Origin of the sequence: Streptomyces odonnellii, from assembly GCF_000981895.1 — a bacterium.
Taxonomy (GTDB): domain Bacteria; phylum Actinomycetota; class Actinomycetes; order Streptomycetales; family Streptomycetaceae; genus Streptomyces; species Streptomyces odonnellii.
On the sequence record NZ_LATD01000290.1, the window covers coordinates 1 to 23,420 of the forward strand.

Genomic DNA, 23,420 nt, shown 5'->3' on the forward strand with positions numbered 1-23,420 from the left:
CGACGAAGGCCCCGGCCTCCCGGGCGATACGCACACCGGGCGGCGCGCCGGGGAGAGCACGGCGCCGGTGGGGTTCTGGAACAGCGGCTGGCAGACGAAGACCCGGGAGCCGGTGGCCCGGAAGGCGGCGGCGAGCAGCTCGGGCCGTACGCCGTCGTGGTCGACCGGCACCGGCACCGGCCGCAGCCCGGCGGCGCGGGCGATCGCCAGCATCCCCGGGTATGTGGGCGATTCGACCAGGACCGGCGCGCCGGGCGGGGCGAGCGCGCGCAGCGCGGTGGTCAGTGCGCTCTGTCCGCCGGCGGCGATCAGCGTCTCGGCGGCCGTGACGGTGTCCCCGATGCCCCGGGCGAACCATTCGCGCAGTTCGGGAAGGCCGTCGGTGGGCGGCCGTCCCCAGGCGCCGGGCCGCCGGCCCGCGCGGGCGAGGGCCGCGGCCATGGCGTGTTCCGGCTGGAGGGAGTGGTGCAGATAGCCGCCGTTGAACTCGATGACACCCGGCGGCGGCGCGGCGAGCGTGATCAGGACTCCGGAGGCGTCGACGGCGCGCGGTACGAGTTCGGTGGCGGCGTCGGCGCTGAGGGCGACCTCCTGCCAGCGGGTGTCGCCGCGCTGCGGGGCCTCGGCCCGTGCGGCCCGGAAGGCTCCGGCGCCCGGGCGGGTGACGACCAGCCCCTCGGCGGCGAGCCGGGCGAGGGCGCGGGAGACGGTCACCGGGGAGACCCGGTAACGGTCGACCAGTGCTCTGCTGGACGGCAGTTTTCCACCGGGTGAGTAGCGGTCCAACTCCTGCCTCAGGGAATCGGCCAGTTCCGACACACTGCTACGCTCGTACATGACAGCACAGGATAGCGCTACTCCCCATACCCCGATAGCGGTCGGCGGCGGCACTCTGCTCGCCGCGCTGGGCGTCACCGCCTTCTCACTCACCTTTCCGTCCACCGTGTGGGGCCTGGAGAGCTTCGGCCCCTGGTCGCTGGTGGCCCTGCGGAGCGTGCTCGCCGCGCTGATCGCGGGCGCCTTTCTGCTGGCGCTGCGGGTGCCGGTCCCGGAGCGCCGGCACTGGGGCGGGCTCGCGGTGGTCTGCGGCGGGGTCGTGCTGGGCTTTCCGCTGCTGACGACCCTGGCGCTGGAGACCTCCACCACCTCGCACGCGGCCGTGGTGATCGGGCTGCTGCCGCTGACCACGGCGGCGTTCGCCGCGGCCCGGACCGGGCGGCGGCCGTCCCGTACCTTCTGGCTGGCGGCCCTGGCCGGTGCGGCCGTGGTGATCGCGTTCGCGGTCCAGCAGAGCGGCGGGGCGCTGTCGGCGGCCGACTTGTATCTGTTCGGCGCGCTGGTGGTGTGCGCGGCGGGCTATACGGAGGGCGGCAGGCTGGCCGGGGTGATGCCCGGCTGGCAGGTGGTCGGCTGGGCACTGATCGGCTGCCTGCCGCTCTCGGCCGGCGGCGCGGCGGTGGCGCTGGCCTTCGAACCGGTGCGGCTGACAGGCCATGGGGTGGCCGGGCTGGTCTGGGTGGCCGCGGGCTCGACCTTCTTCGGGCTGTACGTCTGGTACCGGGGCATGGCGGCGATCGGGATCCCGAAGGCCAGTCAGCTCCAGCTCGCCCAGCCGGTGCTGACCCTGGTCTGGTCGGTGCTGCTGCTCGGCGAGCACCTCACGCCCGCGGCACCGGTGGCGGCGGTGGCGGTACTGGTCTGCATCGCGGTCACACAGCGGGCGAGCACCTGACACGTACGGCGGTGGGCGGGCCTGACGCCTGACGCGTACGGCGGTCGGCGGCCCGGCGCCTGACGCGTACAGCGGTCACGGAGCGCCCGACGTGTCCTCGGAACCCGCTCATTTCCGTCGGTCCGCCCCGCCGTAGTGGTCCGCCACCACCCGGGTCATCGCCCCGATCGGATCGGCGCCGACCTCCTTCGCCGAGAAGAAGCAGTGCCCGCGCACCTCCGCGAACTCCTTCGCCAGGGTGAGATGGCGGGACAGCTCGGCCGGGTCCTGCCACGCGGCCGGCTGCGCCGGGTCGCCCGCCTTGTAGAGGGCCTCGCCGATGTGGAGCGCCACACCCGTCCCCCGTACCACCCCGTCCCACCAGCGCAGCAGCTTCGCGTAGTCGGCGGCGGGGAAGCCGATGTTCCAGTAGAGCTGCGGGACGATGTCGTCGATCCAGCCCTCCTTGACCCACTTGCGGGTGTCGGCGTGCAGATCGTCATAGGTCTGCACGCCGGCCGTGGTGTCGGAGCCCAGCGGATCGGTGGCCGCGTTGCGCCACACCCCGAAGGGACTGATCCCGAAACGTACGTCCTTCCTGGTCCCGTTCGCCCGGTTGATCTTCTTGATGCGGGCCGCGGTCTCCCGTACCAGCCGGTCCGTGTTGTCCCGCCGCCACGCCGCCTTGTCCGGAAAGCCCGCTCCGTACCGCGCGTACGTCTCGTCGTCCGCGAAGACCTGCCCGGCGACCGGATACGGATAGAAGTAGTCGTCCCAGTGCACGGCGTCGACGGCGTACCGCTCGACGGCGTCCAGCATGGCGTCCTGGACGAAGCGTCTGACCTCGGGCAGCCCCGGGTTGTAGTACAGCTTCCCGCCGTACGGGAGGATCCACTCGGGGTGGACCCGGGCCGGGTGGGTCGCCGTCAGCCGGGACGGATCCGGGTGGTTCGCGACGCGGTACGGGTTGAACCAGGCGTGCAGTTCCAGACCGCGTGCGTGCGCCTCGCGCACCGCCGTGCCCAGTGGGTCCCAGCCGGGATCGCGGCCCTGCACGCCGGTGAGGTACTGCGCCCAGGGCTCGTACGGCGAGGGCCACAGCGCGTCCGCCGTCGGCCGGACCTGGAGGACGACCGTGTTCAGCCCGCGTGCCACGGCCGTGTCCAGGTGCGCGATCAGCTCGGCCCGCTGCCGGTCCGCCGGCAGACCGGGCGCCGAGGGCCAGTCCCGGTTGGCGACCGTCGCCAGCCACATCCCGCGGAACTCCCGGCGCGGGGCGTGGTGCCGGGGTGTCCGCGCGGCGGCGTCACCCGCTGCCAGCAGCGCGGCCGCCACTCCCGCGGCGCCCGCGACCAGCCCTCGTCTGCCGATGTGTGCCATGCGACGCCCCGTCCTCTGGTCCGCAGCCGGGCGGCCCGCCGTCGATCGCCGGGCGGGCCGCTGTTTCCGCTGAGCATGCCCGCCCCGGCCGGTCGTCCACACTCCGCCGCGGAGTAACGTCCTGTCCTGAGGCGGGCACCGGAACCAGACGGGGGACCCGCGGGGACACGGACGAGTGAAAGGCACGATGTGACCGACACCCTGACCGACATCGCCCGCGTCGGAGTGGTGGGCTGCGGCCAGATGGGCGCAGGCATCGCGGAAGTCGTCGCCCGGAGCGGCCTGGCCGTGAAGGTCGCCGAGACCACGGGCGAGGCGCTGGAGATCGGCCGTACCCGGCTGCACAACTCGCTGTCGAAGGCCGCGGAACGCGGCAAGATCAGCGAGCAGGAGCGCGACGCGGCGCTCGGCAGGCTCACCTTCACCACCGATCTCGGTGAGTTCGCCGACCGCGATCTGGTCATCGAGGCCGTGGTCGAGAACGAGAAGGTGAAGACCGAGATCTTCCAGGTGCTCGACCAGGTGGTGACCCGCCCGGACGCGATCCTCGCCTCCAACACCTCGTCGATCCCCCTGGTCAGGCTGGCGGTCGCGACCTCGCGCCCCGACCAGGTGATCGGTATCCACTTCTTCAACCCGGCGCCCGTGCAGCGGCTCGTCGAGCTGATTCCCGCGCTGACGACGTCCGAGGAGACGATCAAGCGGGCCGAGTCCCTGGTCCAGGGGGTGCTCGGCAAGCACGCGATCCGTGCCCAGGACCGCTCGGGCTTCGTGGTGAACGCGCTGCTCATCCCGTATCTGCTGTCCGCGATCCGGATGTTCGAGTCGGGCATCGCGAGCCGCGAGGACATCGACGACGGGATGGAGCTGGGCTGCGCCCATCCGATGGGCCCGCTCAAGCTGTCCGATCTGATCGGTCTGGACACGGTGGCGTCGGTCGCCGATTCGATGTACGCGGAGTTCAAGGAGCCGTTGTACGCCGCGCCGCCGCTGCTCCAGCGGATGGTGGACGCGGGCAGGCTCGGCCGCAAGACCGGCGCGGGCTTCTACCCGTACTCCTGACCCCGGCCCCTGCTCCGGACCCCGACACGCAATCCGGGACACGCACTCCGGACCTTGACGCGTACTCCTGATCCGCCGGGCGGATCAGGAGCGTGCGAGGCAGCCGACGTGGTCGGCGGCCGGCGGCCCTCAGCCGAGCCGTATGTGATGGAGCATCAGCAGCCCGGCCGTCATATTGGCGGCCGGGATCTCCCCACGGGCGATCATGTCCGGCACCAGTTTGAGCGGGATCCACTCACGGCGCGAGGACTCGAAGTCGTCCTGGGGATGACCGATGTACGTGGCCTCCTCCGCCCAGTAGAGATGGTGCCTGGCGTCCGTCAGACCGTTGGACGGCTCGACCGTCAGCAGATGCCGGAGCGGGCCGGGGCGCCACCCGGTCTCCTCCTCCATCTCCCGGGCGGCGGCCGCCTCGATGGACTCGCCGTCCTCGACGACACCCGCGGCCAGCTCCCAGCCCCAGCTGTCGGTGATGAAGCGGTGCCGCCAGAGCATCAGCACCTCGTTGGCGGAGTTGACCGCGGTCGCTACCGCGACCGGCCGGAGCCGGATCAGGAAATGGTCAAGATGCCGGCCGTCAGGCAGCTTGACATCCGCCAGATTGACCTGGAACCACGGGTTCTCATAAACAGTTTGTTCGCTAAGTTTCGTCCACTGCACGCTTCTGCCACCTTCCGACAAGTTGATGGCAATATCGCAGCAGCGGTTCTTGCACACGGTGGTTCAGAGGGGGCTCACAGAGGGGCTCACAGGGGAACGCGCAGCGCGCCTGAGATCAGTTCGGCCGCCGCCTCCGCGTCCGAGGATCCGCTGGCCACCAACTGGGCGCGCACGGCGCGCAGCCGGTCCCGCAGCCGCTGGGACTCCATGCCCCGCGCCCGTTCGGCCATTTCGCGTGCCGTACCGGCGGCCCTGTCCGCCTCGCCCTGGCGCAGTTCGATATGGCTGAGCATGGCGAGCCGGTGCACCCGGCCCCTGTCGTGCGCCGGTGTGTCCACGGCCGCCGCCGCGTGCGCCCGCGCCGCGGCCAGATCCCCCAGGCTGAGCAGCGCCTCCGCCACCTGTACGTTCACCAGGCCCGGCTGGACGTAGCCCGTCTCCTCCGGCTCGTGCCCCGGCCTGATCCGCTCCGCCTCCGTCTCGGCGCGTCTGATGCACCCCAGCGCGCCGCTGCCGTCGCCGAGATGGGCGTACGACTTGGCCTGCATCGCATAGAGGTCGGCGGCCAGCGCCGGGGTGATCTGGCAGCCCGCCGCACGCAGCGCGGCCTCGGCGAAGGCGACGGCCTGACGGTGCTCGCCCATGTGCAACGACTGGTTGACCAGCAGCGCGATCACATAGGCGCCCAGGCCCCGGTCACCACTGGCCTTGGCCAGCCGCAGCGCCTGGTGGAAGTAGCGCTGGGCGAGGCCATGGGCGTCTGAGTCGTACGCGCAGATGCCCGCCACGGCGACCAGTCCGCCGGTGGCGCGGTGCAGTTGACGGCCGAGGGCGTCGCTGTATCCGCCGCGCAGCAGCGGCGCGGTCTCGGCGTTGAGGAAGCGGACGATCCGGGAGCGGGTGGCCACACCGCCCGCCCTCCGGTACATCAGCTCGTAGTGCTCCCTGGCCGATCGCAGCAGTTCGATATCGGCGGGGCCCACCTTCGTACGGCCGCTGCGCGAGACATCGGTGTCCTCCGGAGGGTTCTCCCACTCCCAGACGGGGATCACCGCCGGTGTGCCGGTGACGGCGGGGGCGTCCACTATGTGCGGCCTGCGCTGCTCGTCGCAGCGCCACAGCGCGGTGGCCCGCTCGACAAAGCCCGAGAGCGGGGTGGGCCCCGGCGCACGCGGCTCGCCCGCGACGCCGAGTCCGATGTCGTCCAGGGTGAGCGCCCGGCGCAGCCGGTCGCCCAGCACCCCGCAGATCAGATCGGGCACCTGGCCGCGGGGCCGCTGGCCCTTCAACCACCGGGACACCGCGGTGTGTTCGTACCGCAGGGCAAGGCCTCTGGCCCGGCCCGCCTCATTGACCCGGGCGGCGAGTCCGGCGTGGGAGATGCCCGCCTCGTCGAGCAGTGAATCGAGCAGGGTGTTGGGCTGCATGTGCGGTGCCCCTCCAGTGACGCGTCCGATTCCGGGCCCTCTTGACGAGGGCGCCAGCGTAGTGCGATTCGCACGGGGTGTGAACGTAATGCCCGCATCCGCACCTTGTGCACTCTGCCGCCGGACGCCCGGGACCGATTGACTGGAGTCCGCCTCGGAAAGAGGCGGCCGGGCCGCCGGCTCCCCCTCGCACAGTGCGGTGGCCCGCAACCGCGCCGTCTGCCCTGCCGACCTGCCCGACACTCCGCGGCGGGGCAGGCGGCGCCGGCCGTCATGGCGATGTCCGGCCATGACGCCCTACCGGCGGAAGGAAGTCGTGCCTACCACCCCGGTCACGGTCATCCCGGGCCGGGGGCATGGACATTGCCCGGGCGCGTATAAGTCCGTGAGCTTCTCCGTACGGGTGTCCGCCGGTACGTCGGAAGGGGAAGCACCGGGTGACCGAGGCTCAGGGGGCAGCGGCTCAGGGGCGAGTTGCTTTACGGGGACGTGCCCGGTCGGAGCTTGTTCCGACGGATGTCTCTCCGGTGCGCGGCTTGCCAGCGGGAGCTGCTCCGGTGGGTGGCCGGCCGGTGGGCCCGCGACTAACACGGCACCCTCGGCCGGCCGCTCGCCCGAAAGCCCCGCGTCCCGCTCCCGGCAATCCGCACCCGTATCCGGCTCCGAGTCCCCCACCCGTACCGCCGGCCGGTCGTTGCGCAGGACCAGCAGCGCCATGTCGTCCGTGATCCGCCCGCCCGTGTGCCGCAGCAGCGCGGCATGCACCCGCCGCACCACATCGGCCGGCGCGAGCGGCGCCCCACGGTCACCCGCCACGGCTTCCGCGAGTGCGTCCTCCAGACCGAAGAACCGTCCCGCCGAGTCCCGGGCGTCCTGCGCGCCGTCGGTGTGCAGGAACAGCGACTCGCCGGGCAGCAGCGGACCGCACCTCTGGAGCGGAAGTTCCGCCGGCAGCGGAAAGGCGCCGAGGGGCGGCAGCGGCTCCGCGGTCGCGAGCGGCACGGCGCTCCGGCCGAGCCGATACGGCCAGGGATGGCCGCAGTTCAGGGCCCGTACCTGCGCGTCGGCCCCGATCTCCAGCAGCAGTACGGTGACGAACTCCTCCGCCGACAGTCCCTCCGGATCCCCGGCGCCGTACTCGATGCCCGCGAACCCCCGCCCGGCCCGCCAACGCCCGAACGCCCGGCGTCCGAATCCCCGGCGCCCGATGCCCCAGCCGTACCACCGGCAGCAGGACCAGCGTCCGCCGGTGCCCCCGACGCCGAACCCGCGCCGCACGGCTCTCCAGCCGTCCGGCCCGGGACCGTCACGTCTCAGCCCCTTCAGCACCGGCCCGTCCGCAGCGGGCCCCGAGCCGTCCCGGCCCTCCGCCCTGACGGTCTCCTGCCACCACAGCTCCCGCAGATGACGCTGATGCGCCCGGTCGAGTCTTCGCAGCACACCGTCGAGCTCCGGCTCGTCGTGCGCGGCCTCCCGGAAGCTGCCCAGCACCGCGGCCACCGCTCCGATCGCGGGCAGTCCGTGCCCGCGCACATCGCCGATGACGACACGGACGCCGTGCGGGGTGGCCACCGCCTCGTACAGATCGCCGCCCACATCGGCGCCCCGGGAGGCGGAGAGCTGGCGGGCGTGGACGGCCAGCCCGTCGATCCGTGCCGGGAGCGGTCTGAGCAGCACCTCCTGCACGGCCCGCGCCACCGCCCGTACCTGGCTCAGCTCCCGGAGCCCCCGGCGCCGCACCCGGTTCAGCAGATACGCCACCACCAGCAGGAAGGCCACACAGGTCACGATCCGCGGGATCAGATTGTCGAGAGTGGCCGGCGGGCAGGTCAGCTCCCAGGTGACCACGAGGGCGAGCACACCGCCCGGGATCGCGCACTCGACGACACCCCAGGGGGCCGGCGCGTCCTCGAACGCGTCCTCTTCTGCCCTGGTCCGATTCATCCGCCGGCCCCCTTCGGCCGCCCGGCTGCTAAGCCGATGGGCGTACGTCGACCGTAGTGGCCGGATCGATTGTGTCGATCACGCATATGCGTTGGCGAACCCGCTCCGGACTTCTCACCCGAATGAGTGAGGGGCGCTTCCGGAGATCCGGAGGCGCCCCTCAGGGGACGGCCGTCTGTCCAACGACGACCTATGACCAGGTGTTACGCAATGGCGATTATGCGCCGCGAAGAACCGCGCCGGTCCGCTCGGCGGCCAGCGCGACGGCCGCGTCACGGGCGGCCGTGGCCTCCTCGACGGTCAGCGTGCGGTCCGGCGCGCGGAAGCGCAGGGCGTACGCGAGCGACCGGTGGCCCTCCCCGATCTGCTCGCCGGTGAAGACGTCGAACAGCCTCAGGGACTCCAGGAGTTCACCCGCGCCCTCGCGCAGCGCCCGCTCCACCTCGGCGGCCGGTACGTCCCGCGCGACGACCAGCGCCACGTCCTGGGTGGCGACCGGGTACGTCGAGATCCGGGGCGCCTCGATCGCGCCGGTGCCCGCCCGCTCCAGCAGATCGAGATCGATCTCCATGGCGCAGGTGCGCTCCGGCACCCCGAGCGCCTTGACCACGCGCGGTTGCAGCTCTCCGGCATGGCCGACGAGGGTCTCCTCGCCGTCCACGGTGACGAGCAGCGCGGCGCAGCGGCCGGGGTGCCAGGGCTCGTGCCGGTCCGCCCGCACGGTCAGCTCGGCGCCTGCCTCCCTGGCGACGGTGCGGGCCGCCTCCACGGCGTCCGCCCAGTCGGCCGGGCGGCCCTCGCCCCACCAGCCGGCCTGTTCGCGTGCTCCGGCCAGCACGACCGCGGCGCGGCGCGGCTGGCGCGGCAGCGCGGCGTCCAGCAGGGCCAGGTCCTCGGCGGACGGCCGCCGGTCGACGGGCAGCCGTACCGGTACGGTCTCGTCGCCGGTGGGCCGGAAGACCAGGCCGGTCTCGAAGAGCGCCAGATCGTGCGAACCGCGGCCGTCGTTGCGGCGCAGCGCCGCGAGCAGTCCGGGCAGCAGCGTGGTGCGCAGCGCGGGCTCCTCGTCGGAGAGCGGGTTGACGAGCTTGACCGTACGGCGGCGGGCGTCGTCGGCCGGCAGCCCGAAGGCGTCGAGCACCGCGTCCCCGATGAACGGGTAGTTCAGCGCCTCGACATAACCGGCTCCCGCCAGGGCGCGGCCGACGCGGCGGTGCAGCCGCTGGCGCTCGGTGAGTCCGCGGCCGGACGGCGGGGTGGGCAGCGTCGAGGGGAGGTTCTCGTACCCCTCAAGGCGGATGACCTCCTCGGCGAGGTCATTGGGCGCGCCGAGGTCGGGCCGCCAGGACGGCACGGTCACGACGAGTTCGTCCTGCCCGTAGACGTCGCAGCCGATCTGCTGGAGGCGGCGTACGACGGTCTCCCTGCCGTAGCCGACACCGGCGACGCGGTCGGGGTGGTCGGCGGGCATGGTGATGGTGCGCGGCGCGGAGGGCGCGACGACCTCGGTGACCCCGGCCTCGGCCGAGCCGCCCGCGAGCAGCACCAGCAGATCGACGGTCCGCTGCGCGGCGGCGGCCGTGGCCTGCGGGTCCACACCGCGCTCGAAGCGCTTGGACGCCTCGGAGGCCAGCTTGTGGCGGCGCGCGGTCCTGGCGATGGAGATCGCGTCGAAGTGCGCGGCCTCGATGACCACCTCGGTGGTGCCCTGGACCTCGCCGGTCTCGGGGTGGGCCGTGAGGTCGGCGATCTCGGTGTTGGCGCCGCCCATCACCCCGGCGAGGCCGATGGGCCCGCGGTCGTCGGTGATGACCAGGTCCTGGGGGTCCAGGATCCGCTTGGCGCCGTCGAGCGTGGTGATCTTCTCGCCGGGCTGGGCTCGGCGGACTCCGATCGGCCCCTCAAGACGGGAGCGGTCGTACGCGTGCAGGGGCTGGCCCAGCTCCAGCAACACGTAGTTGGTGATGTCGACGGCGAGGGAGATCGGCCGCATTCCGGCTTTCTGGAGCCGGCGGGTCAGCCAGATCGGGCTCCGCGCCTCGGGGTCGAGGCCCGTGACCGTACGCGCGGTGAAGCGGTCGCAGCCGCTCGGGTCGGCGATCCGTACCGGGTGGCCGTACGAATTGGGCGCCGGTACGTCGAGCAGCGCCGGATCGCGCAGGGTCAGCCCGTACGCGATGGCGGTCTCGCGGGCGACACCGCGCAGCGAGAGGCAGTAGCCGCGGTCGGGGGTGACGGCGATGTCGAGGACCTCGTCCACCAGCTCCAGCAGCGCGATGGCGTCGCTGCCGACCTCGTGCTCCGGCGGCAGGACGATGATCCCGCCCGAGCCGTCGTCGCCCATGCCCAGTTCGTCGCTGGAGCAGATCATGCCGTGCGACGTCCTGCCGTACGTCTTGCGCGCGGAGATCGCGAAGTCGCCCGGCAGGACCGCGCCGGGCAGCACCACGACGACCTTGTCGCCGACGCGGAAGTTGCGCGCGCCGCAGACGATCTCCTGCGGTTCGCCGGTGCCGTTCGCGGTGCCGACGTCGACGGTGCAGAAGCGGATGGGCTTCTTGAAGCCCTCCAGCTCCTCGATGGTGAGTACCTTGCCGACGACGAGGGGGCCCTTGAGGCCGTCGCCGAGCTGCTCGACGGTCTCGACCTCCAGACCGGCGGAGACGAGCTTGGCCTGGACGTCGCGGCCGGTCTCCGTCGCCGGCAGGTCGACGTACTCCCGCAGCCAGGAAAGCGGGACGCGCATCAGATCTCCATCCCGAACGGCCGGGTGAACCGGACGTCGCCCTCGACCATGTCTCGCATGTCCTCGACGTTGTGGCGGAACATCAGCATCCGCTCGATACCGAAACCGAACGCGAATCCGCTGTACTTCTCCGGGTCGACACCGCAGGCGGTCAGCACCTTGGGGTTGACCATGCCGCAGCCGCCCAGCTCGATCCATCCCTCGCTGCCACAGGTGCGGCAGGGCCGGTCGGGGTTGCCGACCGAGTCGCCCCGGCAGACGTAGCAGACCATGTCCATCTCGGCGGACGGCTCGGTGAAGGGGAAGTAGTTCGGGCGGAGCCGGGTCGTCATGTCCGGGCCGAAGAGCGCCTGCACCATGTGGTCGAGGGTGCCCTTGAGGTCGGCCATGGTCAGGCCCTCATCGACGGCGAGCAGCTCGATCTGGTGAAAGACCGGGGTGTGGGTGGCGTCCAGCTCGTCGGTGCGGTAGACGCGCCCCGGACAGACGACATACACCGGGGGCTCGCGGTCGAGCAGGGTGCGGGCCTGGACCGGCGAGGTGTGCGTACGGAGCACGACACCCGACTCGTCCGCCGAGCCGCCGGGCACGTTCGGGCCCTGGACGAAGAAGGTGTCCTGCATCTGGCGCGCGGGGTGGTCGGGGACAAAGTTGAGCGCGTCGAAGTTGAACCACTCCGCCTCGGCCTCGGGCCCCTCCGCGACCTCGTACCCCATCGCCACGAACACATCGGCGACCCGCTCCATGAGCGTGGTCAGCGGGTGGCGCGCGCCGGACGGTACCCGGTCGTAGGGCAGCGTGACATCCACCGCCTCCTCGACCAGGACACGGGCGTCCCGCTCCGCCTCCAGCTCGGCCTGCCGGGCGGCGAGGGCCTTGCTGACGGCGCCGCGGGCCTGGCCCACGCGCCGGCCCGCCTCGGCCTTGGCCTGCGGCGGCAGCGCGCCGATCTCCCGGTTGGCGAGCGCGAGCGGCGAGGTGCCCGAGGTGTGCGCGGTCTTGGCGTGGACGAGCGCGTCGAGATCACCGGCGGCGGCGAAGGCCGCGAGCGCCTCGTCCCGCATGCGCTCGATCTGTTCCGGTTTCAGTGCCTCGACCTCGACTGGGTCGTACGACTTGTTGGGTGCCGACATCTCTTCCCGTACTTCCGATTGGCTGGCGAAACGACCCTGCTCGATCACTGAGGGCACGAAGGTTGCCAATGGTCGAGTCTAGGGCCGTACGGAGGTGAAGTGGCCCGCGGGCCACTGGGGCGTCCGCCCGCCGGCTGCCACCGCCCTGTCTGTCGCTTCGCGGCAGATCCTATTTCAGGTAGGCGGGCGCGCCGACGGGCAGAATAAATCGGAACTGGGCGCCGCCGCCGGGTCCCCGGCCGACCGTGATCGTCCCGCCGTGCGCCTCGACGACGCCCTTGACGATATACAGGCCCAGGCCCGTCCCGCCGCGCTTGCTCCCGCGCCAGAAGCGGGTGAAGACGCGGCCCATCGACTCCTCGGGGATCCCGGGGCCTTCGTCGCACACGGTGACGGACGTTCCCTTCTCTGTCGTCGCCTCGCGCTGGAGGGACGCGGCGGCCACCTCGATGGTGACGGTTCCCTCGCCGTGGCGCACCGCGTTTTCCAGCAGGTTCCCCAGGATCTGGTCGATCTTGTCGGGATCCGCCCACAGATCGGGCAGCGGCTGCTGGATCCGTACGAGAAACCGGTCGGGCGACTGTCCCGCGGCGGTGTGCGCCTGCACATGCCGGCCCACGGCCACCCCGATGTCCACGGGCTGGCGGCGCACCTCAAGACGGCCGGAGTCGATCCGGGAGATGTCGAGCAGCTCGGCGATCAGCCGGGTGACCCGGTTGGCGTCGGCGTCGACGGTCTCCAGCATCAGCCGCTTCTGGTCGTCCGTGAAACGCTCCCACTTGGCGAGCAGGGTCGCCGTGAACCCCTTCACCGACGTCAGCGGCGAGCGCAGCTCATGGGCGACGGTGGCGATCAGCTCGGCATGGCTGCGCTCGGTGCGCCGCCGCGCTTCCGTACCGCGTACACAGATCACCAGCCGGCGCACCGGCCCGGTCTGACGGGCGCGTACGTACCGGGCCGAGACCAGCACCTCCCGGCCGCCGGGCAGCAGCAGATTGCGTTCGGGCTGGCCGACGCGGGTGGCGAGTCCGCCGTACGGATCGGTCAGCGCCCACCAGCGGCGGCCCTTGAGATCCTCCAGCGGCAGCGCTTCGTCCAGCGGCCGGCCGAGGGCGGCGGAGAGCGGTACGGCGGTGATCCGGACGGCGGCGGCGTTGAAGCAGATGACCCGGCCGTGCTCATCGGCGACGACGAGCCCGTCGGGCAGATCGTCGGGATCGATCCCGAGCCCGGCCGCCGCGGCACCGTAGTCCTCTGGCGGCGGACCGCCCGGGCCGTGCGGGTCCTCGGAACTTTCAGGGCCGTCCTGGGCGGGCACGGCTTCAGGCTCGGCGTCGGCGAGCCCGGGGGCGGGGCCGTTGAGGCCGTCCGGGCCGCCGGGGACGGACGCCGGGCCGTCCGGGCCCGGCGCGGCGGGTATCGGTGCGGGTGCCGGTGTGTCGCTCCGCGGCGCCTCGGGTCCGCCGGAGGGCGCACGCGCTAAAGCTCCCTGGACCGCAGCGGGTCCGCTCGCCCCGACAGTCATGCCCGCATCCCACCTCTTCCGCGTAGCTCAGTGGGCCCGAAGCCGCAACATTACTAGCTGAATGTGACGGAGCCGACCCCCTCAGCGCGCGGGACGGACTCGCTGGGCGCGCGCGGAGGCGTAGAGACATACGGCCGCGGCGGTCGCCAGGTTCAGACTCTCGGCCTTTCCGTGGATCGGCACCCGTACCACCGCGTCCGCGAGGTCCCGGGTCCCGGCCGGCAGCCCCCATGCCTCGTTGCCGAAGATCCAGGCGGTGGGCCCGCCCATGGTCCCCGCGTCCAGCTCGTCGTCCAGGTCGTTCTCGCCCGCCCCGTCGGCGGCGAGGACACGGACACCCGCCTCCCGCAGCCCCTGGACGGCGTCCTCCACCGGAACACCGACCACGACCGGCAGATGGAAGAGCGAGCCGACCGAGGCGCGGACCGACTTGGGGTTGTAGAGATCGACGGACGCGTCGGTGAGGACGACGGCGTCCGCGCCCGCCGCGTCCGCGCAGCGCAGCACCGTACCGGCGTTGCCCGGGTCGCGGACATGCGCGAGTACGGCCACGAGCCGGGGCCGTGCGCGCAGGATGTCCTCGAACGGCGAGTCGAGGAAGCGGCAGACACCGAGCAGCCCCTGCGGGGTCACGGTCTGCGAGACATCGGCGAGCACGCCGTCGGCCGCGTAGTGGACCCGCGCCCCGGTGGCCCGCGCCGCGTCCACGATGTCGGCGTACCGCTCGGCGGCCTCGGCCGTGGTGAACAGCTCGGTCAGCGTCGGCTCGCCGCCCTCCCCGCGATGGGCGACCGCTTCCCGTACGGCCTGGGGTCCCTCGGCGATGAACCGGCGTTCCTTACCGCGGAAGGCGCGCTTGGCGAGCCTTCTGGCGGCGGTGACACGCGGGGAGCGCGGGGAGATCAGCTCGGGGGTGCCCATGGGCGGCGGCTCGCTTTTCTTCGTACGGGATGGCGGTGGCCCGGCCGTACGGGACGGGACCCGGGCCGGGAACGCACCGGACCCGCAGGCGCGGTGCCTGCGGGTCCGGCGGGAAGGAGAGACGGCCTGACGGGATCAGGCGGCGGCCTTCGGAGCGTTCACATCGCTCGGGAGGGCCTTCTGGGCGACCTCGACCAGCGCGGCGAACGCGGTGGCGTCATTGACGGCCAGCTCGGCGAGGATCTTGCGGTCCACCTCGACATTGGCGGCCTTGAGCCCCTGGATGAAGCGGTTGTACGTGATCCCGTTGGCGCGGGCGGCCGCGTTGATGCGCTGGATCCAGAGCTGACGGAAGTCGCCCTTGCGCTTCTTGCGGTCGTTGTAGTTGTAGACGAGGGAGTGGGTGACCTGCTCCTTCGCCTTGCGGTACAGGCGCGAACGCTGGCCGCGGTAACCGCTGGCCTGCTCCAGGATCGCCCGGCGCTTCTTGTGGGCGTTGACTGCCCGCTTGACGCGTGCCACGTGTTAACTCCTTGTAGCGGGGCCGTGGTTGGACTCACACGGCCCGAGAACGAATAGGTCCCGGTCCTGCTGCCGTGCCCCCGGTCACCCGGGGCCGCGACATCACTTGCCGAGAAGCTTCTTGATCTTCTTGGCGTCGCCCGGGGCCATCTCGGCGTTGCCGGTGAGGCGACGCGTCAGCTTGGACGACTTGTGCTCCAGCAGGTGGCGCTTGCCGGCCCGCTCGCGCAACACCTTGCCGGAGCCGGTGATCTTGAAGCGCTTGCTGGCACCGCTGTGCGTCTTGTTCTTCGGCATGGCGCCGTTCTCTCCTCGTCAGTGGCGCTCCCTGCCGACCGGTCGGGCCGGCGCGCGGGAGCGTCAGATCTCTGATGGTTTCCGGACCGGAGCCGTGGGCCGCCTGGATGGCGGCCCCCCGGATCACGCTTCGGAAGATGCCTCGGCCGGAGCCTCCGCGGTGGAGCCCGCCGACTCCTCGGCCGCGCCGCCCTGGCGACCGGCCTTGCGGGCCGCCTGGGCCTCGCGGGCCTCGGCCATGGCCTCGGTCTTCTTCTTGTGCGGGCCAAGGACCATGATCATGTTCCGGCCGTCCTGCTTCGGGTTCGACTCGATGAAGCCGAGTTCCTCGACGTCCGAGGCGAGCCGCTGAAGCAGTCGGAAGCCCAGCTCGGGACGGGACTGCTCACGGCCACGGAACATGATCGTGATCTTGACCTTGTCACCCTGCTTGAGGAACCGGACGACATGACCCTTCTTGGTGTCATAGTCGTGCGGGTCGATCTTGGGCCGGAGCTTCATCTCCTTGATGACCGTGTGCGCCTGGTTCTTGCGCGCTTCACGGGCCTTCATGGCCGACTCGTACTTGAACTTCCCGTAGTCCATGAGCTTGCACACGGGCGGACGGGCGTTCGCCGCGACCTCGACCAGGTCCAGGTCGTACTCCTGCGCAAGCTCCAGGGCCTTGGCAAGCGGCACGATGCCCACCTGCTCGCCACTGGGACCGACAAGTCGCACTTCGGGAACGCGAATCCGGTCGTTGATGCGGGGCTCGGCGCTGATGGATCCTCCTCGGTAGCACCACACGACTGTCTGGCAGACAGCCACGTAACGTCTGTTTCATAGGACCAACCGCGGCGGAACACGAAAAATGCCCCGGACGGCACACAGGCAGGGCTCCTACTGAATACCGGAGCACCGCCGCGCATGTACCACGGGGCGCGTCGGGCGGCTCCATCGTCCGTACGGAACGATGGGCACCGCCTGACCGGTGACCCGCCGCCCCTTAGGGGCAGCCAGGTGGGAGATCGGAGCCTCCACTTGTGGGCCGGGCATAAGGATGTCCGGCCGGTCGTAACACAAGGTTAGCAGTTCCCCGGAGAAGGTGCTAACCCTGTGACTCCCAGGGGTCCGGCGGTCCGTGCGGGCGGGCTCCCGCGGGCGGGCCGCGCCCCTCGTACGCCTATCGTATGGGGCATGAGTGACGCCACCTCCCCCCAAGAGTCCCCCGGCTTCGACGCCATGACGCGCGACATCGCGGAGGTCCCCGCCGTCGAGGTGATCGTCACGGTCGCGGTGAACCTGATGAGCGCCGCCGCCGTGAAGCTCGGTCTGACCGAGGAGGGCGAGGAGCACAAGGACCTGGACGAGGCCCGGAAGCTGGTCCACGCGCTGGCCGGGCTGATGGACGCGAGCGCGACGGAGATCAGCTCGTTCCACGCGGCGCCGCTGCGGGACGGGCTGAAGTCGCTCCAGCTCGCGTTCCGTGAGGCGTCGGTGGTACCGGACGAGCCGGGACAGGGCCCGGGCGAGAAGTACACGGGCCCGGTCTACGGCTGAGCCGCTCCACGGCTGATCCGCTTCACGGGCCGTCTTCGACCCGGCTCGGGCACGAGCCGCGTCAGGCACGAGCCCGGGTCAGGCGCAGCCCTGTTAAACACAAGCCCTGTCAGGCGCGTACGAAGAGGGGCTCGCCGGGCGGTACGGCTCCGGCCGGCAGCAGTGCCAGGTCGAGCCCGCGCACCAGGCGGGCCCTCAGGATGTCGTCGGCCGCCAGCGCCCCGGCGATCCGGCGCGCCGCCTCGGCAGGGGGCGCGCCCGGATCCACTACCAGCGCGAGGGTGCCGTCCGCGCTGCCGGGGCCGAGATACGCCCGCAGGACCGCGGGCTCGGCGGCGACCGCGGCCCGTACCGCGCCGGTGACGGCGGGATCGTCCAGTGGATCGGTGCTCGTACGCCCCTCGGCGAGGGCGAGCAGCGCGGGCCCGGTGAGCTGGTACGGCACGGGCCCCGCCAGATCGATCACCACGGTGTCGGCCTTCTCGTGCACGGCGGCCTGAAGCGCCTGACGCAGCGGTACGGCGACAGGCCGCGCCGCGGGATCCCAGCGGGCCAGCGCCTCGGTGGACGTGAAGGCGGGCAGCGCGCGCCGGTCTCCCGCCGTCAGGGTCGGCACGGCCATGTCACTCGACTTCTCGCGCCGCAGCCCCCGCTCGTCCTCCTCGGTCTCACCGAGCACGGCGACGACGGGCACCAGCAGCCGAGCCCCCTTGAGCGCCGCGAGCACCCGCGCCTCGGCCGCCCGGTCCTGGGCCCACTCGGCCAGGGCCGCCGCCAGCACAGGATCGGGAGAGCCGTCGTCATCGGAGAAACCGGACCCGGGAATGTTCTTGAGCGCCACGAGTGGAGCCTAGGCCATGTGCCGGACACACCTACGCCCCGTCTCGGCACGGCCGGGATGCGACCGTGCGGAGCCCGGCCGGGCTCGGTGTCATCGCGTCGAGACCGGCCGGGCTCCGAGGGTCACGAGGCGTTCAGACCCAGGGTGTACGTGCCTGTCTTCAGCGCGCCGGGGTCGACGGTCAGGGTGTAGACGCCGTTGGCCGGGAGAGCGGCCAGGGCGTACGAGAGGGTCGACGCGCTCATGGAGCGCTCGTTGACCAGCCACTTGCCGTCGGGTCCTGCGACCGACAGCACCCATTCGGATGCCGGGGCGCTGATACCGAGGGTGAGCTTCTGCCCCTTGGTTCCGGTGAAGGTGAGGTGGCCGTGTCCGCCCGGTGTGGTGATCGTGACCGGCTTCGGCGCACCTCCCACGGTGACCGCTCCCGCGTCCACGTCCGGGACGAGAGTCGCCGTCGTACGGCCGGTCGCGGGCGCGTTGGGCTGGACCAGGATCCGGTGCGTGCCGGCCGCGAGCGGGGCGCGCAGGGCGATGTCCAGGTCCGCCGTGCGCAGCGTGCCCAGCGAGACGTCGGACGACGCGCCCGGCGGAAGGTGCCTGATGGACGACGGGCCGGTCAGGGTGGTCCCGGAGAACACCAGCGCCGAGCCGTCCCCGCCCACCGCGTCGGTGGTGTACTCCAACTGCTGGCCGGGCCGGGTGAGTTCACTCGTGACGGAAGGGCTCGCCGCGGTCAGCGTCCCCGCTGCCACCGGCTTCGACAGCCACAGCGTGAGGGAACCGGTCGCCACTGTCCCCGGGGTCAGCAGCAGGCTGTACCGCTTGCCCGGGGTGAGTCCGGCCAGATAGTGGACGCCGTCCGCGTTCTTGGCGAACGAGCCGACGGCCTGTGACGTACCGCCCTCGGGGATCAGCCGGACATCGGTCGGCTGCGGCACGCTGTTGCCCGTGGCGGCGAAGCCCAGTGACGCGGTGTCGGGCGCCGTGAAGTCGATCCGCGCGCGCTGCCCGGGGCGGGTCAGCTCGGCTTTCGCCGACGGACCGTCCGCCGCCAGGGGTACGGCGAGATCCTCGCTCAGGGTCAGGGTCAGGCTCCCGCCCGCGCCCTTGTTCGGGTTCACGATCACGGTGTACGCGCCCGATTCCGGCAGCCCGGCCGCGGACAGATCGATGGTCGCCGTCTTGCCCGCGGCGACGGTCTGCCCGTTCACAACCGCCGCGCCGGACGGTGCGAGCACGGTCACGGCGGCGGCCTCGGTGAAGGTGTTGCCCGTGACGGCCAGTGTGAGATGAGCGCCTGCGCCGGCTGTGAAGACCGACTGCGCGTTCTGTCCGAAGCGGCCGATGCTCACCGCGACCGGATCACCAGTGGCGGAGAGCGGGGCGAGTTCCACCGGGCGCGACAGAGTCAGCGCCAGCCTGCCGGTCGCCAGCGGATTGTCCGGCAGCACGGCGATCGTGTACGTACCGGAGTCCGGCAGCGCGGAACTGTCCCACTCGGCACTGGAGTTGTCAGGAACCGTGAAGAAGTCCAGCCGGGAACCGTTGGGCCGCCGGATTTCCATCCGCGTGTAACCGCCCAGCCCCGACGCCGCCGTTCCCAGCGAGACACGCTGCCCGGCGGTGGCGGTGAAGGTGGCACGGCCGTCCTGGCCGATCCGGTCGATCGGCAGTTCCACGGCGGGGGCGGCCGGATCAAGGGCCCCGGCCTCCGCGTAATGCGAAGCGGTCACCTTCACCGTGCCCGTGGCGCCTCCGTCGGGGTCAAGGGTCAGTGTGTACGGACCCGCCTGCGGCAGCGCGTCGATGTCGAGGGCGCCCGCGCCCCTGGCGGCCACATACCGGCTGAGGACCTGGCTGCCGTCCGGACCGTACAGGCGCGCGTACAGGCTCTTTTCCATGCCGGCCGCGTCGACGCCCAGGCTGAGCGAGTCGCCCGGCTGCGCGGAGAAGGTCAGCGCTCCGTCCTGCCCGGCCCTGGAGAGCGTGGTCAGGGCCGTGGGGCCGGTCGGATCGAGCTGCCCGTTCACCCGCTCGGACAGCGTCACCGTGGCCGAACCGCTGTTGCCCGTACCCGGCCTGAGGATCAGTGAGTAACGGCCGGCCAGCGGCAGATCACTGACCTCCCAGTCGTCCGCGGCACCGCTCACAGTGCCGTTGATGCCGACCTTGGCGCCCTGGGGGTCGTACAGCTCCAGGGCGACCGAGGAGTTGAAGGTCGAGTTGGTGACGGCGAAACCGATGTCGTCACCCGCGTCGGCGTCGAACAGGACCTGCGCCCTGTTGCCGGGGGTGGTGACCGAAAGGACAGGCGGTGTCTCGTCCGTGAACGATGTCGTCGCCGACGAATCGATGTCCCCGTCCCCGTTGATGACCGCGTTTGCAGTCGCGGGCCCAGCGGCCGACAGTGCCAGTACGAGCGCGCCGACGGCCAGTGATCGCCGACGCGTGGATAGTTCTGATCCGAACCGCTCTCTGTGCATACGCACATACCCTCCCCAGAGCAACACCAATTGGCCACAGACGGCCCAAGCCACCCACGCTTCCCGCGCGAGCCGTCACAACGTACACACATCCGGTGACAGCCGCATCGGAAAAAGATCAATCGCGCCAGGCCGTACGGTCGTGTGGTGGATCTTTCTGTCGCGGTGTACGACATGGCCGGCGGGCGCGAGGCGGCGTACGGCGAGGACCGGCGGTATGTGTGCGCCAGTGTGGTCAAGGTCGCGGTTCTCGCGGCGCTGCTGTTGCGGGCTCAGGACGCCGGGGAGTGGCTGACCGGCGGTCAGGAGCGGCTCGCCGCGGCCATGATCGAGCGCAGTGACAACGACGCGGCGACGGTGCTGCGCGCGGCGGCCGGTGGGGTGGCGGGGCTGGACGCGGCGTACGCGCGGCTCGGGATGCGGCGGACGGCGGCGGCGCCCGCGTGGGGGCTGACCCGTACCACCGCGCGCGATCAACTCACGTTGCTGAAGGCCGTGTTCGACATGGACACCAGGAATTCACCATTGAATGGCCGGTCGCGCCGGTTCATCGCGGACCTGATGGAACGAGTGGTGCCTGGCCAGGACTGGGGTGTGTCGGCCGCGGGCGGCGACTGGGCGCTGAAGAACGGCTGGCTGCCCAGGACCGCCGGCGGTCTGTGGGTGGTCCACTCGGTGGGCCGGGTGCGGAACTGTCTGATCGCGGTCCTGTCCGACGGCCACGCCACCAGGGACGAGGGCATCGCCCGGGTCGAGACGGCCGCCGTCAGCGCCGTACGCCGAACGCGCCGGGGCGCCTGACACCGCCGCGCCACAGCACCACCGCGCACGCCAGCAGCACGGCACCGGCCGCGCCCGCCGTGGGAGCGAGCCAGGAGGCCGGTTCCGGCTCCGCGCGCGGCACGGAGGGCCCGGCGCCGAAGTACCGCTCGCCGTATCCCGCGGACCGGCCCCGCAGCTCCGTACGCGACCGCTCGCCGCCCGCCTCGATGGCCGCGGCCGGGTCGACGGTCCCGTACCCCCTGGAGTCGTCGCGCCCGCCCTGGGGCGCGTCGCGCGCGGTCTCCGCGAGCAGCTTCTTGATCTGCGCGGGGGTGAGGTCGGGGTGGGCGGACCGTACGAGGGCGACCGCTCCGGAGACGAACGCGGCGGCGGCGCTGGTGCCCCAGCCCTCGTAGTAACGGCGGTCCGGGTCCGCTATCACCACATCGACGCCGGGAGCGCTGACTGTGGCGTACCAGCGGCTCGTGGAGAACGCGGCGTGCGTCCCGTAGCGGTCGACGGCCGCCACCGCGATCACTCCGGGATAGGCGGCGGGGTACGAGATGTGGTCGCCCTTCTCACCGCCGTTGCCGGCCGAGGCGACGACGACGGCTCCCTTGGCGAGGGCGTACTGGACGGCCGCGTCCTCGGCCGGCTCCGGGTGCGCCGACTCGCTGTCGTCGCCGAGGGAGAGGTTGATGACGTCGGCGCCGTGGTCGGCGGCCCAGCGGATGCCTTCGGCGAGGGCGCCGCCCTTGGAGTTGCGGGCCTTGGTGCGGGCGGGGTCGGTGCCTTCGAGGATGACCCGTACGGGAAGGATCTTCGCCTGGGGCGCGATCCCGAGGACACCCTCGGAGCGGTCGGGCCCATGGCCGTGCCCCGCGATGATGCCGGCCATGGCGGTGCCGTGGCGGGCCCATGAGCGGTCGCCGTCGGAGGCGCCGAAGCCGATCAGGTCCTTGCCCTGGAGCACCTGTCCGTCGAGATCGGGGTGGGTGGGGTCGACACCGGTGTCGAGGACGGCGACGGTGATGCCATGGCCCTGGGAGGTGCGCCAGGCACGCTCGGTGTGCAGCGCGTCGAGAGCCCACTGCTGGGCGCGTATCTCGTCGGCGTGCGCGGGAGCGGCGGGTACGAGCAGGAAGAGAGCGGCGGCGAGTACGGGGGCGAGGCGCTTCCGGCCACGGGGGCTCCGTGTCGTCCGGGGCCTCGGGGACTGCGGGGTCTTCGGCAGCTCGGGGGTCATGGACCTCTTCGGTGGCTCCGGGATCATTCGGGGGCCACCGCACCGGCGCTCGCGGTCGCCCGCAGCCCTCGTTCGATACCGTCCGCGATCCCCTTGGCCTCATGGCCGAGACCGGCCTGCGCGGGCGCGCTCGTGGCGCCCTTGGCCATGGCCTTGCCGACGGGCTGGGGCGCGGTCACCGTACGTCCGTCCGCGAAGCCGGAGACGGCGTACACGACGACGGGCGCCTCGGTGAGGACGTTCACCGTCCAGCTCGCCCGCTGCGCGGGACCGAACCGGGCGGCGGCGGTGCCCTCGACCGGGAACGTGAGGGGCATGAGGTCGGCGCGCTCGGTGAGCCGCTCGCCGCGGAAGCGGGCGCTCAGGGCCTCCATCCCGGCGGGCTCGGCCCGGGTGAAGACGAGCCCCACGGTGGTGACGCTGCTGGAGGTGGCGTCCGTGTAGGTGGCGCGCAGGACGCGCCCGCAGCCGACCGGGCGCAGGGCGCTCAGCAGGAGCGGGTCGAGGGTGCCGGCGCAGCCGCTGTCCGGGGCGACCGCGATCCGGGTCCACTCCCGGTCAGCGCCGCCGGGGCCCGCGCCGTCGCCCTTGAGGGTGCGGGGGAAGAGGGTGTCGACGGGGACGCTGTGCCAGAGGGCGCGGGCGGTGGTGTACGTGTCGCGGGCGGCGGGTTCCGCGGCCGAGTCACCGGTCAGCCAGGTGCCGGTGGCGGCGCCCCCGATCAGCCCGAGGCCGAGGACGACACAGACGAGGGCGGAGGCCGTCCTGACCGGGCGCCGGGCGGATACGGGCCGGAGCCGGGTCGTGGTCTCCATGGGGGTCTCGGGGACCTGCGGGCCCCGCGCGAGACCGATGCCGCCGAAGGGCCGGCCCCAGGGCAGCGGCGGTACGGGCGGTCGCGGAGGGACGGGCCGCGAAGAGACATGCTGCGAGGGGACGGGCTGCGAGGGGAGCACGCGCAGCCGGGTGGTGACCTCGGAGGGCGGAGGCTCGGTGGCGGGCGGGCGCCCGAGGGGCGTTCGGTGGTCGTACGGACGCTGCTCACCCACGCGCTGCCCGACCGTCGGCGGGCCCGGGGGCGGCGGAGGTATCCGGGGCAGCCCTGGCGGCTGCTCGGGCAGCAGCAGGGCGTCGGTGACGCGCGAGGCGGCGGGCGGGCGCGGGAGGTCGGTGGTGCGGGGGGCCGCCGGTGGGCGCGGGCCGTCTGTGGTTCGCGGG

At 72.2% G+C, this 23,420-nt stretch carries 18 protein-coding genes and 3 pseudogenes; 4 read left to right on the forward strand and 17 right to left on the reverse strand.

Annotated elements, in window-relative coordinates; genetic code table 11:
* A pseudogene (locus WH07_RS25275) lies at positions 1–837 on the reverse strand (aminotransferase class I/II-fold pyridoxal phosphate-dependent enzyme); the annotation flags it as partial.
* Here WH07_RS25275 and WH07_RS25280 point away from each other — a divergent pair.
* A complete protein-coding gene (locus WH07_RS25280) occupies positions 836–1,732 on the forward strand; it encodes a DMT family transporter (RefSeq protein ID WP_046504468.1) in 897 nt (298 codons plus the stop codon). The pseudogene WH07_RS25275 and the gene WH07_RS25280 overlap by 2 nt on opposite strands.
* A 108-nt stretch (positions 1,733–1,840) precedes the next feature.
* On the opposite strand, the gene WH07_RS25285 is transcribed toward WH07_RS25280, so the two are convergent.
* Positions 1,841–3,091: a glycoside hydrolase family 10 protein gene (locus tag WH07_RS25285; protein ID WP_046504470.1), complete on the reverse strand. Its 1,251-nt coding sequence runs from the start codon at positions 3,089–3,091 to the stop codon at positions 1,841–1,843.
* Between the two features lie 201 nt (positions 3,092–3,292).
* Between WH07_RS25285 and WH07_RS25290 the strand changes: the two genes are divergently transcribed.
* Positions 3,293–4,153 (forward strand): 3-hydroxybutyryl-CoA dehydrogenase, encoded by an 861-nt coding sequence (locus WH07_RS25290; protein WP_046504505.1) that lies wholly within the window; start codon positions 3,293–3,295, stop codon positions 4,151–4,153.
* Between the two features lie 129 nt (positions 4,154–4,282).
* Here the strand turns inward: WH07_RS25290 and WH07_RS25295 are convergent, their stop codons facing one another.
* The 11 genes and pseudogenes from WH07_RS25295 to infC form a co-directional block, all read right to left on the reverse strand.
* Positions 4,283–4,813, reverse strand: a complete 531-nt coding sequence (locus WH07_RS25295) for an NUDIX hydrolase (protein WP_046504473.1) — start codon at positions 4,811–4,813, stop codon at positions 4,283–4,285.
* A gap of 86 nt (positions 4,814–4,899) precedes the next feature.
* Positions 4,900–6,240, reverse strand: coding sequence for a hypothetical protein (locus tag WH07_RS25300; RefSeq protein ID WP_046504475.1), 1,341 nt, complete (start codon positions 6,238–6,240; stop codon positions 4,900–4,902).
* Positions 6,241–6,930: 690 nt separating this feature from the next.
* Positions 6,931–7,353: pseudogene (locus WH07_RS41350) on the reverse strand (PP2C family protein-serine/threonine phosphatase); the annotation flags it as partial.
* Positions 7,354–7,584: 231 nt separating this feature from the next.
* Positions 7,585–8,184: pseudogene (locus tag WH07_RS41355) on the reverse strand (PP2C family protein-serine/threonine phosphatase); the annotation flags it as partial.
* A gap of 217 nt (positions 8,185–8,401) precedes the next feature.
* Positions 8,402–10,930 carry a phenylalanine--tRNA ligase subunit beta gene (gene pheT, locus WH07_RS25315; protein ID WP_046504477.1) on the reverse strand — a complete coding sequence of 843 codons (2,529 nt, stop codon included), beginning with the start codon at positions 10,928–10,930 and terminating at the stop codon, positions 8,402–8,404.
* Positions 10,930–12,063, reverse strand: a complete 1,134-nt coding sequence (gene pheS / locus WH07_RS25320; protein ID WP_046504479.1) for a phenylalanine--tRNA ligase subunit alpha — start codon at positions 12,061–12,063, stop codon at positions 10,930–10,932. The genes pheT and pheS overlap by 1 nt, the downstream gene beginning before the upstream one ends.
* Positions 12,064–12,232: 169 nt before the next feature.
* The gene (locus WH07_RS25325; protein ID WP_408645930.1) at positions 12,233–13,588 is read right to left on the reverse strand and encodes a sensor histidine kinase; all 1,356 of its coding nucleotides are present in this window, start codon (positions 13,586–13,588) and stop codon (positions 12,233–12,235) included.
* Positions 13,589–13,669: 81 nt separating this feature from the next.
* A complete protein-coding gene (locus WH07_RS25330) occupies positions 13,670–14,509 on the reverse strand; it encodes a TrmH family RNA methyltransferase (RefSeq protein ID WP_046504480.1) in 840 nt (279 codons plus the stop codon).
* A 135-nt stretch (positions 14,510–14,644) separates the two neighbouring features.
* A complete protein-coding gene (gene rplT / locus WH07_RS25335) occupies positions 14,645–15,031 on the reverse strand; it encodes a 50S ribosomal protein L20 (protein WP_046504483.1) in 387 nt (128 codons plus the stop codon).
* Between the two features lie 102 nt (positions 15,032–15,133).
* Positions 15,134–15,328, reverse strand: coding sequence for a 50S ribosomal protein L35 (gene rpmI / locus WH07_RS25340; RefSeq protein WP_046504486.1), 195 nt, complete (start codon positions 15,326–15,328; stop codon positions 15,134–15,136).
* A gap of 123 nt (positions 15,329–15,451) precedes the next feature.
* A complete protein-coding gene (gene infC, locus WH07_RS25345) occupies positions 15,452–16,114 on the reverse strand; it encodes a translation initiation factor IF-3 (protein WP_079023549.1) in 663 nt (220 codons plus the stop codon).
* Between the two features lie 390 nt (positions 16,115–16,504).
* On the opposite strand from infC, the gene WH07_RS25350 reads away from it, so the two are divergent.
* Positions 16,505–16,867 (forward strand): DUF1844 domain-containing protein, encoded by a 363-nt coding sequence (locus tag WH07_RS25350; RefSeq protein WP_079023550.1) that lies wholly within the window; start codon positions 16,505–16,507, stop codon positions 16,865–16,867.
* A gap of 109 nt (positions 16,868–16,976) precedes the next feature.
* On the opposite strand, the gene WH07_RS25355 is transcribed toward WH07_RS25350, so the two are convergent.
* Positions 16,977–17,708: an SseB family protein gene (locus WH07_RS25355; protein WP_046504494.1), complete on the reverse strand. Its 732-nt coding sequence runs from the start codon at positions 17,706–17,708 to the stop codon at positions 16,977–16,979.
* A 122-nt stretch (positions 17,709–17,830) separates the two neighbouring features.
* On the reverse strand, positions 17,831–20,200 hold the full coding sequence (locus WH07_RS25360; protein WP_157877431.1) for a hypothetical protein: 2,370 nt from the start codon (positions 20,198–20,200) through the stop codon (positions 17,831–17,833).
* Between the two features lie 141 nt (positions 20,201–20,341).
* On the opposite strand from WH07_RS25360, the gene WH07_RS25365 reads away from it, so the two are divergent.
* A complete protein-coding gene (locus WH07_RS25365; protein WP_232789057.1) occupies positions 20,342–20,995 on the forward strand; it encodes a serine hydrolase in 654 nt (217 codons plus the stop codon).
* Here the strand turns inward: WH07_RS25365 and mycP are convergent.
* On the reverse strand, positions 20,961–22,202 hold the full coding sequence (gene mycP, locus WH07_RS25370; protein ID WP_046504502.1) for a type VII secretion-associated serine protease mycosin: 1,242 nt from the start codon (positions 22,200–22,202) through the stop codon (positions 20,961–20,963). The two genes, WH07_RS25365 and mycP, sit on opposite strands and share 35 nt — an antisense overlap.
* A 23-nt stretch (positions 22,203–22,225) precedes the next feature.
* Positions 22,226–23,017: a hypothetical protein gene (locus WH07_RS25375; protein ID WP_052744558.1), complete on the reverse strand. Its 792-nt coding sequence runs from the start codon at positions 23,015–23,017 to the stop codon at positions 22,226–22,228.
* Positions 23,018–23,420: the final 403 nt, after the last annotated feature.

Excerpts from the sequence above, each read along its gene's own strand:
- WH07_RS25280 (WP_046504468.1), top strand. The coding sequence starts at position 836 with ATGACAGCACAGGATAGCGCTACTCCCCATACCCCGATAGCGGTCGGC.
- WH07_RS25285 (WP_046504470.1), bottom strand. The coding sequence starts at position 3,091 with ATGGCACACATCGGCAGACGAGGGCTGGTCGCGGGCGCCGCGGGAGTG.
- WH07_RS25300 (WP_046504475.1), bottom strand. The coding sequence starts at position 6,240 with ATGCAGCCCAACACCCTGCTCGATTCACTGCTCGACGAGGCGGGCATC.
- pheT (WP_046504477.1), bottom strand. The coding sequence starts at position 10,930 with ATGCGCGTCCCGCTTTCCTGGCTGCGGGAGTACGTCGACCTGCCGGCG.
- pheS (WP_046504479.1), bottom strand. The coding sequence starts at position 12,063 with ATGTCGGCACCCAACAAGTCGTACGACCCAGTCGAGGTCGAGGCACTG.
- WH07_RS25325 (WP_408645930.1), bottom strand. The coding sequence starts at position 13,588 with ATGACTGTCGGGGCGAGCGGACCCGCTGCGGTCCAGGGAGCTTTAGCG.
- WH07_RS25330 (WP_046504480.1), bottom strand. The coding sequence starts at position 14,509 with ATGGGCACCCCCGAGCTGATCTCCCCGCGCTCCCCGCGTGTCACCGCC.
- rpmI (WP_046504486.1), bottom strand. The coding sequence starts at position 15,328 with ATGCCGAAGAACAAGACGCACAGCGGTGCCAGCAAGCGCTTCAAGATC.
- WH07_RS25350 (WP_079023550.1), top strand. The coding sequence starts at position 16,505 with ATGAGTGACGCCACCTCCCCCCAAGAGTCCCCCGGCTTCGACGCCATG.
- mycP (WP_046504502.1), bottom strand. The coding sequence starts at position 22,202 with ATGACCCCCGAGCTGCCGAAGACCCCGCAGTCCCCGAGGCCCCGGACG.
- WH07_RS25375 (WP_052744558.1), bottom strand. The coding sequence starts at position 23,017 with ATGGAGACCACGACCCGGCTCCGGCCCGTATCCGCCCGGCGCCCGGTC.